This is a genomic window from Shimazuella sp. NTD247, assembly GCF_059510415.1.
Map to the genome: position 1 here is coordinate 412,978 of NZ_JCAJZU010000002.1, position 13,370 is coordinate 426,347.

Below are 13,370 nucleotides of genomic sequence, written 5' to 3' on the forward strand. Positions count from 1 at the left end.
AACGGTCTTCCCTCCTCGTTGCCAAATTTCATAGAATACAACGAACCGCTTTTGAATTTGTGACCAACAAAAAAAAAGCTCCCACCTATAACAGTGAGAGCATTATTGAAGAATAGGACTATTTCTTGATTATTTTACTTTGATCATATAAACCAGAACTGGACAGCCCAAGCATAATTCCAGTCATTACTTTGTTTGCCATATCACCATCAGCAAAGAAGATTCCACCAACAACTCCAAGAACTAATGAAATTACCGGAAGATATTTTGTAGGAACTCCAAGTTGTTTTGCAACTTGACCAATTCCAACAAGAACTGCAATGAGCAAACCAAGTTCAACCATGTCAGCAACCCCTCCTTTCTCCATTGGTAGTTACTCCAACGATAATCAAGAAGAGTTGTGACATTACCGTTTAAAGTAGTCCTTCATATCTTTTCGTATTTCGTCCACGTCTTCAGTGAGTTTTTCATATTGGGTTGAAAGTGTTCCAAATTGTTCTGATAATTTGTCCATGAAGTCCATGAGACGTGTTTCACGTTTGCGACTATCCATAATTTGATATATAAATAAAGCGACAAACAAGGTAGCAAACAAACCTTCCTTTGTGGCTAACGACATGAGAATTTGTTCCAAGACAGCTACCTCCCTTCAAGCATATAAAAAAGACCCAAGACGGTCTCGGTTCAATCACGTCTAAGGTCTTTAGTTAGTGAGTCCAACGAATTATTGATAATTCTGTGACTTATTTATTCAATAAATTGTTCAAACGAGTTCTAGTTCTTTCACCATAGATTCCATCAACATTTGAAGGGTCATATACTTTTTGGAAACGTCTTACAGCATCCTCTGTCTTTGCTCCAAAATCTCCATCAACAGTTCCACAATTATAATGTACAGCGTTTAGAGCTGTTTGAAGTTGCTTCACAGCAGTTCCTTTGTTTCCTCGTTTTAAGATTCCAGTTGGAAGAGTATATTTTGGAGTAACTGGTTTTGGAGTTGGCTTTGTTGGAGCTGGAGTTGTCGTTGGCTGTTCTCCGTGTAACTTATTGTAAACATCTTGTTTGAACTTAGTGAAACCAGCTGGGTCAGCAACCCAGAAAGCTGGACAGTTCTTTTCAGTAACATCATAATGACGAAAGAAATCTTTTCTTGGATCAAAACCATATTTTTTACAAAGAACAACACCATACTCAACGGCGTTTGCGTAAGTTTTGGATTCCAATTTGCTGTTTGCATCAACACAAAGCTCAACACCAATTGCTGTATAGTTTGCATTGGGTTGTAATTGCTTCACAAAACAACGGTTACGGTCATGAGCATGATAAGCAATTTCGTTGAAAGGAATCATAATTATGACTTCTTTCTTGTCAATTGTAATGTGAGCAGAAGCGTAACGTTTGTCAGCAATACAAGTTCCATCAAAATAGTTACGTATGTTTTGAGCTGAAGCTTTTGGTGAAGCTGTGTAATGCCAGACAACACCCTTAATTCCAGAGTTTTTGATTGCTGGTCTAGTATAGCGATTCACACGGACAAATTGCTCTCTGATAATCACTTTGACATTTCTCCTTTTCGTAATTTAGTAATAAAGGAGCAAGGACTTACACCCTGCTCCCTATACAACGAATTTTTATATTCTCAGTGACTTTATAAATTACGTAATTTAGTAATTTAATCCCATGCAATAGACTGAATCTCCTCAACAGTTGTTGCGTTTTGAACTTGCACCATGAGTACATCTCTAAACTTTGAAATATTGCTGTCTTTGTGTTGAAGAATAACTATTGTAAGCTCACTCATTATTGCTTTTGTTATGGGTATTCTTTCATATTCACCGTTCCTTTTTACTGTCCACATAACCTCTGGGACTAGGTCATTACTCAAGATTCTTTCAACTCCTTGAAAATTGAGTTGTGCTTCTGTGTCAAAAGAGAAATGATATTCTACACCGTTGATAGTATGGTTAAATCCTGAAACAATTGCTTGATTACATGCCTCGTTTAACTCCTGTAACTTCTCTATTTTCTTCATTTCCAACAATGATTTCCATTGAAAATTTGACATACTTTCACACCTCGATCCAAGTGGGAAACTTGTCTTCTGCTGGTGCATCTTCAGATATAAAGTTCAGTAATACCACACTCAAAACTCCATTCTCTCTTTTTGCAGATAGAACTGGTTGAATTTCCAAGACGGTTTCAATTGTTGTTATGTCCAATTCCCCATCAATAGGGAAGATGGAAAAATCAAAAACATCTGTTACTCCATTCAGTGTTACTGTGATTACATCATTTTCAAAAGAATAGATAAAACTAGCGTCTCCAACTCTTGTTTGAGGACTATATAGAACTTTCATCTTATTTCCACCTACCAATTGCAATTGCGGAAATAGTTACAGCTGTTCCACTTGCTCTTGAACTAGTATCAAGTCCTCTTAATGTAGCCGTTGTTGCATCTGCTCCAGCACTAGCACTCCAAGAAGCACCTGTTCCCCATTTAAACTCACCACAAGTCACAGCTGGAACGTCAATGAAAGTTGCTGGATAAGTCCAAGTTCTTGTCCCTTGAAACAAACTTCCATATGCTGTATTGATTGCTTGGTCAGTGACACTCATACGAACCCAACAGATTTGTGTTCCATCAACATAACGAATGTAAGTTCCATTTGAGTTTGACCCAGAGCTATCAATTGCAACAGCGTCTTTTCCGTTCACAGTCACTTTTCCTGTTCCGTTTGTTACAAGGTCAAGGTTTCCATTTGTCATTTCGTTAGTGACAGACATTTTTGTTGATCCTGCTACGTTATAGCCAAACCAACCAGAACGAGTTGACTGACCTTGGGAGTCAGCGTAAAAAGCCATGAAAACGTTGTCTGCTGAAGCCCCAGCTTTCAGGTCGAGTGTTTGACCTCCTAGGGTCAGAATTGTTTTTCCAGTTTTTTCGACTTGAAGTCTTAACACATTGTCTGTGATGACTCTAAGCTCCCCACCAAATAAGGAGTCATCATTTCCGTACAAGTTCAAAGAAGCTCCGTCTGTGAAAGAACTTGCTCCCCGAAGCTGTAAAATATGTCTGCCTTCTGTGCTGTCCGTAAAAATATTACTTGTTGTTTGTGCTGAATTAGTGGCTACCAATTGCAAACGACTTCCTATTTTCACAAGTCCTTTCACATCTAAATCCCAACCAGCGTCAGGGAATTTGTTAATTCCAATAGATTTTTTCACAGTGTCAATAAAAAAGATTGGTACACCTTTACCAACTGAAGCTGGACTGTCTGTTGTCCCCAATTTGTCTGTTACAGACACTTGAAAGTCCCATGACTTTGTATTGTCAAGATTGATAATAGTGTCTGTTGCTGTGAAAGTGTTTCCTGTAATAGTGAAAGTTAGATTATTAGAAGTGCCGAAAGAGCCAGCTCCTTTTTCCTTGTATTGATAAGTAAGATCGTCAGAATCAATTGTGTTCTTCGTTACTCCGTTAACAGACAAAAGAGAAAAAGTTCCTTTGACTTTCAGAGTTGTGTTGTTATCAAATCTGTTTGTCCGTTGCAATGAAATAGTCAAACTTGGTTCAGAGTAAGGGACAACCAAGACCGTCTTTGTGACAGCTGTCTGATTTCCCCGTGAGTCCACAGCTGTGACTGTCAATGTTTGATTTGTTCCTGCTGTAATTTCTCCAACTGAAACGTTCCCAGTTGTTGTTGTGATCTCTTCTTGTTTACCATCAATTGTAACAATATACTTTGAAAAGGTTGCTCCATTAATTGCTGTTGCTGACGTGTTCACAATTGCTCTCAACGTAGATTTATTCTGAACAATATATTGATTGTTTCCAGTCAGCGTTGTTGTCGTTGTGTTCGTATCATCATAAGCAATTGAAGAAGAAGAGAACGTTGGGTTGGAATTACGGACAAGAAAGTCAATATCAATGTCAACTGGAGTTCTCACTTGCTCTCCATTGAAGAAAGTTGTGATCTTAACATTTCCGTCCACTTCATTTGAGTTTGGTGTCTGGTTATATAAACTTGTCTGTTCTGTTGTGTTTGGTGTCCATGAAGTAGAAGCTCCAACTCCAGACAGTGTCTTTGTGAAAGTTCCACAAGTAACAACAAGTGTATGTGTGAAGTTGGAGTTTGCTCTGGACAGGGTAAAGTCAATTTGTTGGTCAATATACTTTCCAGTTGTCCAACCAGACAGAGTTGAAGCTGACGGAGCTGTGACTGTTCCAGTGTATATGTTCGTTCCAATGTTGGTTGACCCACTAAACGTTGTAACCTCAATTGTTGAACCAATAGAAGCTCCAGTGTTCAACTGATCGAATACTGAAGTGTTCTCAGTCAAGCTGAACGTTGCTGTTGTAGATGCCCCAATTCCAGTCAATGTTTTTATGGTTACTCCATTGACTTTTATGTTAACAGTGTGAGTAAAACTGGAATCAGCTCTTGAAATAGAACAAGCAAGATTGTTTCCTGCTGTCCATGATGGACTTGAGGTCAGTGTTGATTTCCTTGGGATAGTATCCAGAGTGAATGTTGTCGTTGCCAAGTCAACCCTGTCATAAAATGTTCCTCCCAACGTAACTTCAATATCAAACCAACCGTCCAAAGTAAACGTCTTTGTTCCGTCCGTGTTGTGAGTAATTGTTTGAGTTTGAGTGGAAATGAGTTTCTTTTGATTTCCATTTAAATCAGCAAGACCAGCCCCAGAAAATGTGTGAGAAGTTCCGTTGATAATAATATTTCCGTCTTTAGTTGAAGAAGAATTGATTGTATAAACTGAATCAAGAGAAACCAAATACATTTTTGCTGTGACTGTGCTTGTATTGTTTGCAATGCTTTGTGTTGCTATCCAGTCAATTTGAAGTCTGTATCCAGTTCTGAACGTGTTCCCCATAGTACCAGATAAAGCCATTTAAGTTCCTCCTCCTATTATTCTTCAGCTACAAAAGCCCAACCAGTATAAGAAGTAGAGACAACTGGAACTATTTTAATTGGAGTCATTGTAATTTCTTTGTCAGCGTCCAGTTTTGAGACCTCTGTTACGTCCTTGTTCAATGTGAAAACTTTGGTCATTGTTGGAACGTTGTTGTCGTCAGGAACTTCAGCATATCCAGCAAATTCTTCTGGAGTAATCAACGTGTGTCCGTTGTAGACATTGGACTTTACTTTTATTCCGTTTTTATCCATTAAAACGTCTGTTGTGTATAACTCTCCAGCTGAATGTTGCCACTGGAGACCGACATTTCCAACGTTCAACATTGTTCCAGTGAAAATGATTCCAGAAGTTGTGTCTCCATACAGTTCAACAGTGATCGTGTTTCCAATTGGTTGAATGATCAGCTCAAATTTTTCATAGTTGTAAGCTGTTCCAGCTGGAAAATTGATTGTGTCTGTTTTGGTTCCAGTTGAATCTGTGTAAGTAACTTTCAGATAACCAGAACCAGCTGTTCCTTTCTTAACAATGGTTGAGATGGTGTGGTATTGAGGAGCGTCAATGACATCTTGGGTCAGTTTTGCTCCGTTCAGCAAGAAACCAGAACCAACACCTTTTTCAATCAGAATGTCTTCTTGAATCGTGGTAACAGTCCCAAAAATCCCTCCTCCTAAGTTGTCAAGAGTCACTGTCCAGAACTCCGTCTCGTTGAAACCAGAAGAGTTTTTCAACAAGTTAACTCCACCAGAATGAGTGAACTTAAAGTCAATAGCGTCTGCTTTCTGGTCAACAGAGGAAATTTGATCATATACAAATTCAAACTGTGTATTTATTTCAGTGACTTTTCCATCTGTGTAATTATTAGCATCAAGACCAGCTTGGTTCAATTCGTCACTCGTTGCATAGTTTTCAAGAACAGAAGAGTCTGCTTTTGCATTCATATCATTCAAGTAAGATTGGGAAGTTCTCACTGTTGAAATAATTGCGTCGTCTGTGGTTCGGAAACTAACGTCAGACAAGGTTGTTTTAATCTCGTCAATCTCGGTTACGTCTTGGAAGTCAGCATAATCAACTTGAACTGTTCCGTCCCCACTTACAGAATTGACAATGAATACTGGTCTTACATACGTTGTTCCAGTTGGAAAATTGCTTGGATCAGTTCCAACTTTTGAAATGAGACCTTCAAACAACTGGAAACCATCAGCAACAACAATTGGTGTTGAATCGGTTGCACAATAAACGTTTCCTCCAATTCGTTGGAAGTTTGAGTCTAAACAAGCAATACCAGCGGACACTTTAGAATTTCCAGCAACAGTTGGATCAACGGTTTGTCGAACACGAAAAGTGAACTTGTAAACTCGGTTCACACTCACTGGAATAGCATTGAGACCATATAAAGTTGCTTCGTTTGTGATCTCCCAAAGCTTCCCATTTTTTGTTGCTTCTGTTGAACTAACAAATGTTCCAAGAGTTGTTGGAGAAACAATTTGACCAGCATAAGAGTTTGACCAAAAAGCTTTACCTTGTGAGAAGAAACCGTCATGAAAAGCTTTGACAAGTGGAGCTGGGTCATAACCAGTTTGAAATTGTGTTGTTGAACCAATCTCCACATATTGAGCTTTCACTCGTCCAGCGGTTATGTTGTCACCGTTCAAATTGACCACATCAATTTCATTTGCGTCAATTGTTCCAGCTGTGATCTTGTCAGCGGAAACACTTGCAATGTGGGCATTTGTAATTGATAACTCTTCATAGTCTGGAGTAGTTATTTGAATTGTAGAAGCTGAAAACTCTGTTGTGAATGCTGAAGCTTGCCCAGCTGGGTTCAATGCTCTCAAACGGAAATACCAAGTTTGGTTGGTTTGAGCGTCCAGAACAAAACCACCAGACTTTCCTCTGAAGACCAGATTGGAACTGTCTGGAGTAAATCCAATTACTTGTGAAGCGTACACTTCATAAGCAGACACACGAATGGACGGGTCAAACGACCACTTCAAAACAGCTGTCTTAAATAAACCGACAGCAGACACTTCTGTTGGAATAGGTGGAGCAACATTGACAATGTCTGTGTCATCTACTTCAGAAATTGAATTATTTGATTTGTCCCATATGCTTTGTCTGTCTGTGATCTTTGCTTCAAGTTCAACAATCTTTGAATTGTAGTTGGTAATGTCGTCGATAAAATTTCCCAACACAATTTCCGTGTTCTCTGGGTTCAAGATGTCTCGGCGAACTTCAACAACACGAGCTTCAATTGTGAGACCAAGTTCTTTATCAATGACAAACACAGTGTCTCCAAGTCTAACTTTTTCGTGTTCATAACCGGTCAATTCTTCAAGGGCAAGAACTGAAAGCTCGTATGTCACTAAAGGAACAGAAACTCGTTGGAGTTCTTCCCAAGTCTTTTGAAGAAGTTCAACAGGGTCAGTTGTATCAAAGTCAAATGTTCCGAATCTGTGACGAGTTCCGTTGACTCGACCAAAAGAAGTAAGAGCTGTCGTGGAACCAACCCACTCTTGTCCAGCTGGTTTGTCAACTGGGTCTCCATTTGCTTGAACCCAAACAACGTCAGCAAAAGTGACCTTCCTTGTATAACCTCCAGTCTCTTCAATTTCTTCTCCTTTTCCTCGTCCATAGAGAGCGGTTTTGATTCCGTCACGTTGAACAGTCCGTTTGACTGAAACGAGGTCTTTTTTGAACTCGAAACGTTTTCCTGTATCAGAGCCACGTCGAGTTTTTAAATCAACGAGTCTTTGAGAAATCGTGTTTCCAGACAATACGAAACGGAAACCAAGTTCCCCTCCATAAGTGTTTGCAACATCTTGAATGTTCTGGATTGCATTGGAATAATAAAAGTTCACTGTTCCAAGTCCAAGAGAATCGATTGTTCCAACTTGCCAAAGAGAAGCGGAAAGAGCTTTGGTCATTGCTTCCAAAGCTTCTCCATCAATTATTCTAAGGTCTTCAACAATATCATCGTTCATTTCATAGAATAAATGTTCAGCATAAACTTTCTTTGAAAGTTCCTCTCCAGTGTGTTCTTCCTCTGTCTTATAAATTTGATAGACTTGAAGTTCTCCGTCTAAATCAAAATAACCAACGAGGTTTCCGTCAACAAGAAATTGAGTGTCTGAGTGGGAAGCAGGAACAGCGAACTCAAAAGTGAAGTCTTTGTTTAATTGTTCGATTGATTTCGGTACAGAGAAAGGACACATGGAGTTGTCTTTGTTTGCTAATGTTGTGACAAGCGTCTCTGACTGTCCGTCAAAGACCAAAATCTTCTTCTTATTCATTCCAGAACCTCCTTGTATTATTTGAATCTATCTTTATAAGAAACAGAGACCATTGCACCAGCTGAAACTGTGATCACATTTGAACCCTTTGTCAAAGAAAAAAACTCTGAATCAAGACTCAAGGTCTGTTGGTTCAGAGTTTCATTGACTGTGATTTTTCCAGTGTCGAAATTAACGACCAAAGTTGTGGAAGTTGTAAAGTTGAAAGTACACTTTACTTTATCCGTTCCTTTTGTTATCTCAAAGAACGGTTGGTCAGAATCAAACGTCACTGTTATTGTTGGGTATACTGGAGCTGTTCCGTCATATGTCAATGTGCCTGTTCCAGCAACCAGATTCTTTGTCTGTAAAGCCCCTTCTGAGTATGGGTCAGGACAAATGAAAATCAATGTTCCGAAACCATATTTGACTACTTCTTTAAGGTTTGTTTCTCCGTCTAAAATTGCGTAGTCAGTCAGAGTTGGTTCATCAGAACAGACAAGTGATTCTGGTTTGTCAGCGTCCAACCAATCAGCAATTGCTCGAACGTCGGCTCTCAAGTCCGTTCCTGACTCACTAAGAATTGCAACATCTACTTCTATTTTTTTCATTCCATGCTTCTTAGAAATGAATAAAGCTCCAGAGCGTCCGTCCACCTCTAGAACCTTGTTTGTTGAAGGAGGAAGAACACTTCTTCTTACCTCCATCACTTTTAGGAATCCCAAAGAACTGATTCCCTTGTATGTGATTGTAAACACTAGCGTCCTCCTCCTCTATTTGTTCTTTTTTGTTTATCAAGTAATGCTTGAGCAATTTTATCAATGTCTGCTTCCTCACGAACAACAAAAGCCCCTTGCTCAAAGTGGAAATGGTTCTCAACATTGTTTTCAGAATTCATTCCGTCAAGGTTGTCAGCAATTGCTTGAGCGAATGGAGCCATATAACGACGGTTTTGCAAGGGGATGACAGCTTCAGCTCCAGCTTCACCAACAACATTGTTTCCACCAAGAAGTGTTGCACCGTTGAAAATTCCACCTTTTGCGTGAAAGCTAAAAGAAGGATAAGGAATGTCAACTCCAGCAATGTTCTTGTGTTTTACCGTCACTTCAATTTGTGGTAAATGAGGTTTTGGAATCGTGATTTTCATATTTGAAAAAGCACTTTTGATGGAATTAATAATTCCTAAAACTGTGTTTTTTGCTGTCGTGATTGGGTTCGTGATAGCTGACTTAATGCCGTTCCACACAGAAACAGCTGTTGATTTGATGCTGTTAAAAGCTGAAGAAGTCAACGAGGACAACCCATTCCAAACAGTCGAAACAGCTGACTTTGCTCCGTTTACGGCTGTTGAAATACCCGATTTCAAACCGTTCCAAATAGAAATAGCTGTTGACTTGAGACTATTGAAAACTGAAGAAGTCAAAGAACTGATCCCGTTCCACACAGATGAAATCACTGATTTTGTCCCGTTTACTATGCTAGTAAGTCCACCTTTCAAGGCATTCCACACAGCTAATGCAACGGACTTGATGCCATTCCAAATAGTGGAAAGACCACTTCCCATTGATGAAAAAATTGATTTGATTCCGTTCCAGATTGCTGTTGCTGTACTCACAAGAGAAGACTTAATTGCATTCCAGACTGAAACTAATAATGACTTTGCTCCGTTCATTGCATTGACAACAGCATCTTTTCCGTACAAGAACAGAATTTTGATTGTTTCCCAGTTTCCTTTGATTAGTGCAACCAGACCTTTCACGAGGTCTTTAACTATCGAAATAAGTTTTCCGTAGAAGGTTAAAGTCATGAGATTCCAAATGAATTCAATTGCTCCAAAGAACAGCTGTTTGACCCCTTCCCACATTTTTGAGAAGTCACCTGTGAACAATCCAGCAAAAATTTTGATCAAACCCATTATGATGTTCAAAGCTCCGTCAATTACTCCCTTTATTGCTGACCAAATTGCTTGAACAATAAAAAAAGCCACCTGTAAGGCAACTTGAACGATTGGAGCTATGAAGTCCCAGACATTGTGAATTGCTTGAAGAATTTGCGTTCCGTTTTCTGCCCAAAACTGTTGAATTTGATCGAGTTTGGACTTCAAGAAAGTTACAACAGCTCCGAGAGCTTCAGTGACCTTTGCTTTGACCATATCAAACACTCTCATAAAACCATCACGGAATGTCTGTGAGTTTTGCCATAATGCCAAAAGTGCAACACCAACAGCCACAATGATCCCAATTGCAATTGCGACTGGAGCTGAAATTGTACCAAAGGCAATTGCTAAAGCTCCCACTCCTTGAGCAATGAAACCTATTACAATTAATAGTGGAGCTATTGAAGCGACTAACAACCCTATAACAACAATCACTTTCTTTGTTGCTGGGTCTAGTTTGGTAAACCAGTTTACTAAGTCAGTGAGCTTGTTAGCAAGGTTTTGAAGGTCTCCTTTCATAACGTCAGAGAATGAAATTGCTAAGCTCTCCAAAGCACCAGTCAAGTTGTTCCAAGCTCCCATGAGGTTGTTGTTCATGGTGTCAGCCATTTTTTGAGCTTCACCATCAGACTTTTTCAATGTGTTGGTGTATTCATTGAGTTTCCCTGAACCTTGATCAATTAAGACCATGAAACCAGAAACAGCTTCAGCCCCAAATAAAGTTGCTAGATAACTTGTTTTTTGTTCGTCGGTCATGTTCTTTGTTGCGTTTCTTAAAGTGTCGATGATACCAGCAAGATTTTTCATTTTTCCAGAACTGTCAAAGAACTCAGAACCAGTTGCTTGCATGAGTTTGGTCATTTCTTTTGTTGGAGAAGCAAGTCTCAATAAACCCATACGGAGTGTTGTACCAGCTTGAGAACCGTCAATTCCAGCGTTTGCCATTATCCCAATTGCTCCAGCTGTTTCTTCCAATGAAATTCCAAGAGTCTTAGCCACTGGAGCAACATATTTGAAAGCTTCACCAAGTCCAGTTGCGTTCGTTGCTGAAATTGCGGCGGCTTTGGCAAGAACATCAGCAACGTGACTTGCATCAGAAGCTTGAAGACCGAAACCGTTTATTGCACTACCAGCAATTGCAGAAGCTTCAGCAAGACCAATTCCAGCTGAAGAAGCTAAGTTCAAGACTCCAGATGTTGCATCCATAATTTGATTTGTGTTGAAACCAGCTGAAGCAAGTTCTTCCATTGCTTGAGCAACTTCTGTTGAACTGAATGTTGTTGAAGCCCCTAGCTCAAGGGCTTTTGCTCTCAGCTTTTCAAATTCACCAGAGGTTGCACCAGAAATTGCTTGAACTCTTGACATTTGGGAGTCAAACTTTGCCCCTATCATTACAGCTGTCGTTGCAATTCCAAGTAGTGGAGTTGTCACAGCGAGACCCATTTGAACTCCAGCACTACTGATTGACTTTCCAGTGTTCATGATGCCTCTTCCAGTTTGCTGAAGTGATTGGTCAACTTTTTGCATGTTCCTTGTAAACTCTGAAATATCAGCTCCAACTGTGACCATTAATTCAGCCAATGAAGCCATTCTCTTTCCTCCTCCTTTTCATAGTCATAAAAAGAAAAGGACGACTCCCTTCTTACTGGGAACCGTCCGTTTTGTATTCTTTACCGAACTTTTTCATGAGGTTTTTCAAGTACTCCTCTTTCTGGTCTTTAGACTCAAAGCGTTCAACAACATTTTGTTGTGGTTCCTCCTCTGATTCAACATAAGCTAGTGGTTTATATAATTCAGTTGGTTGAATTGGTCTTTTATAATTTCCAGAACTGGTCATAATCAAAGCTGTTTGCCATGCTGTGCGTTGATTTTTCATATCGTCTTGACGTTTTTCTTCCTCAACGAAAGCTTCAAGCATTTCTCCGAACTCAAAAACGGACATTTCCCAGAACTCGTCTGGTTTGAGTTTTAGTGCTCCGAACCCCCAACGTTTCATGTCTTTCCAGTCCAGAGCAATTATTCGTTTTTTGCCATTGCGAAAGCTTCAGCAACTTTTTGTTGAACCTCTTCAAAATTACCTAAGTCAACCATGTCCCCAACGTCTTCTGGAGTAAGCTCTTTGTCTTCATGAATAAGTCCTGCCCAAAGAATCACACGGACGTTTTTAATTGTCATTTTCAAATTTCCCATCTCAGAAAGTGGAACACCAAGTTGGTCTTCAATTTCAGCTAAAGCATTCATTGTATATCGTAAGTTTCTCTTTTTATCCAAAGTAACTGAAACAATTCCTCGTTGTTTGTTAGCCATATAAAACACTCCTCATTCATAGTTTTTTAATCTTCCAATGTGTTTTGTTTGTGCATAATTTCGTAATTGAGTAATTTAAGGGAGTCACAAAATAGACTCCCAGTCATTAAATTGAAGCCGTTTTTGTCAATGCTCCATTACCACTAAGAGAAATAGAGAAAGTCAAAGCGTCGTCTTGCTTTGCTTCTAGAGGGAATTTTGAAATTATTGCTGAACCTTCATATGTGTTTCCAGAAGGAACAACAATGTGAACTTTTATTTCAGTTCCATCTTCCCAAGCTGTCTCCAATGCTCCATATGCAGTATCAGAAATCACAACATAGCCGTCACAATCGATAGACCAGCTCTTAATTCCAGCGAGGTTCTCAGTCCAACCAGATTCTTTTGAAGTAACCTCAATTACATTTGTTTCACGAGAAAGAGTGGCTCCGGATTGTCCACCAACAACCGACCAAGATGGAGTTGCTCCTGTTCCTGTGTTTGCATAAAGTAAAACGTCAACACCAGCAATCTTTGCCATTGTTCAAAACACTCCTTTACGTAATTTAGTAATTCCTAGGCATAATCAAACAGAGCTTCAATGTTCACAGAGTAAATGTGTCTTGAAGACTCGTCTGTTCCCGTATAAAGCGGAACACTTTGTTGTCCTCGACTCATTACAATTTTTGAAGCTCCAATTTGATAATTTGTTTTGTTATTAAAGTGATCATAGATATCAAAAGCGATTTGTTCAGCAAGTTCTGGGTCAGTATTGCGGACAAGGAACTGAAACTGTAAATCTCCAATGTTTCGTCCAGACAGACCAGCAGAACCAAGTAAAACCACACAACAGTTGTCTGGAGTTTGTGTGTGAAACATGTTCATTACATACTTGTAGGGAACCTCTGTTTCAACATAGGTCTTCAAGTCTGAGACTTTCATTG

The 13,370-nt window shown here is 39.4% G+C and carries 13 protein-coding genes; all 13 read right to left on the reverse strand.

Going from position 1 to position 13,370, the window contains the following annotated elements; genetic code table 11:
* Nucleotides 1-118 precede the first annotated feature (118 nt).
* Complete coding sequence (locus AC5WOC_RS06565) at nucleotides 119-367, reverse strand: holin (RefSeq protein WP_496054599.1); 249 nt, start codon at nucleotides 365-367, stop codon at nucleotides 119-121.
* 39 nt (nucleotides 368-406) lie between these two features.
* Complete coding sequence (locus AC5WOC_RS06570; RefSeq protein WP_496054600.1) at nucleotides 407-634, reverse strand: BhlA/UviB family holin-like peptide; 228 nt, start codon at nucleotides 632-634, stop codon at nucleotides 407-409.
* A gap of 109 nt (nucleotides 635-743) precedes the next feature.
* Nucleotides 744-1,556 carry a peptidoglycan recognition protein family protein gene (locus AC5WOC_RS06575; RefSeq protein WP_496054601.1) on the reverse strand — a complete coding sequence of 271 codons (813 nt, stop codon included), beginning with the start codon at nucleotides 1,554-1,556 and terminating at the stop codon, nucleotides 744-746.
* 116 nt (nucleotides 1,557-1,672) lie between these two features.
* Nucleotides 1,673-2,065: a DUF4376 domain-containing protein gene (locus AC5WOC_RS06580; protein ID WP_496054602.1), complete on the reverse strand. Its 393-nt coding sequence runs from the start codon at nucleotides 2,063-2,065 to the stop codon at nucleotides 1,673-1,675.
* 4 nt (nucleotides 2,066-2,069) lie between these two features.
* Nucleotides 2,070-2,357, reverse strand: coding sequence for a hypothetical protein (locus tag AC5WOC_RS06585; RefSeq protein ID WP_496054603.1), 288 nt, complete (start codon nucleotides 2,355-2,357; stop codon nucleotides 2,070-2,072).
* Between the two features lies 1 nt (nucleotide 2,358).
* Nucleotides 2,359-4,911 (reverse strand): DUF859 family phage minor structural protein, encoded by a 2,553-nt coding sequence (locus AC5WOC_RS06590; protein ID WP_496054604.1) that lies wholly within the window; start codon nucleotides 4,909-4,911, stop codon nucleotides 2,359-2,361.
* Between the two features lie 17 nt (nucleotides 4,912-4,928).
* Nucleotides 4,929-8,225 (reverse strand): phage tail spike protein, encoded by a 3,297-nt coding sequence (locus AC5WOC_RS06595; RefSeq protein WP_496054605.1) that lies wholly within the window; start codon nucleotides 8,223-8,225, stop codon nucleotides 4,929-4,931.
* 17 nt (nucleotides 8,226-8,242) lie between these two features.
* Nucleotides 8,243-8,962, reverse strand: coding sequence for a distal tail protein Dit (locus tag AC5WOC_RS06600; protein WP_496054606.1), 720 nt, complete (start codon nucleotides 8,960-8,962; stop codon nucleotides 8,243-8,245).
* On the reverse strand, nucleotides 8,962-11,730 hold the full coding sequence (locus tag AC5WOC_RS06605) for a phage tail tape measure protein (protein ID WP_496054607.1): 2,769 nt from the start codon (nucleotides 11,728-11,730) through the stop codon (nucleotides 8,962-8,964). Before AC5WOC_RS06605 ends, AC5WOC_RS06600 begins: the two co-directional genes overlap by 1 nt.
* Nucleotides 11,731-11,782: 52 nt before the next feature.
* Nucleotides 11,783-12,160 (reverse strand): phage tail assembly chaperone, encoded by a 378-nt coding sequence (locus AC5WOC_RS06610; RefSeq protein WP_496054954.1) that lies wholly within the window; start codon nucleotides 12,158-12,160, stop codon nucleotides 11,783-11,785.
* Nucleotides 12,157-12,447: a hypothetical protein gene (locus AC5WOC_RS06615; protein ID WP_496054608.1), complete on the reverse strand. Its 291-nt coding sequence runs from the start codon at nucleotides 12,445-12,447 to the stop codon at nucleotides 12,157-12,159. Before AC5WOC_RS06615 ends, AC5WOC_RS06610 begins: the two co-directional genes overlap by 4 nt.
* A 106-nt stretch (nucleotides 12,448-12,553) precedes the next feature.
* Entirely contained in the window at nucleotides 12,554-12,967 is a 414-nt protein-coding gene (locus AC5WOC_RS06620; RefSeq protein ID WP_496054609.1) for a phage tail tube protein, read from the reverse strand.
* A gap of 35 nt (nucleotides 12,968-13,002) precedes the next feature.
* A complete protein-coding gene (locus AC5WOC_RS06625; protein ID WP_496054610.1) occupies nucleotides 13,003-13,368 on the reverse strand; it encodes a minor capsid protein in 366 nt (121 codons plus the stop codon).
* Nucleotides 13,369-13,370: the final 2 nt, after the last annotated feature.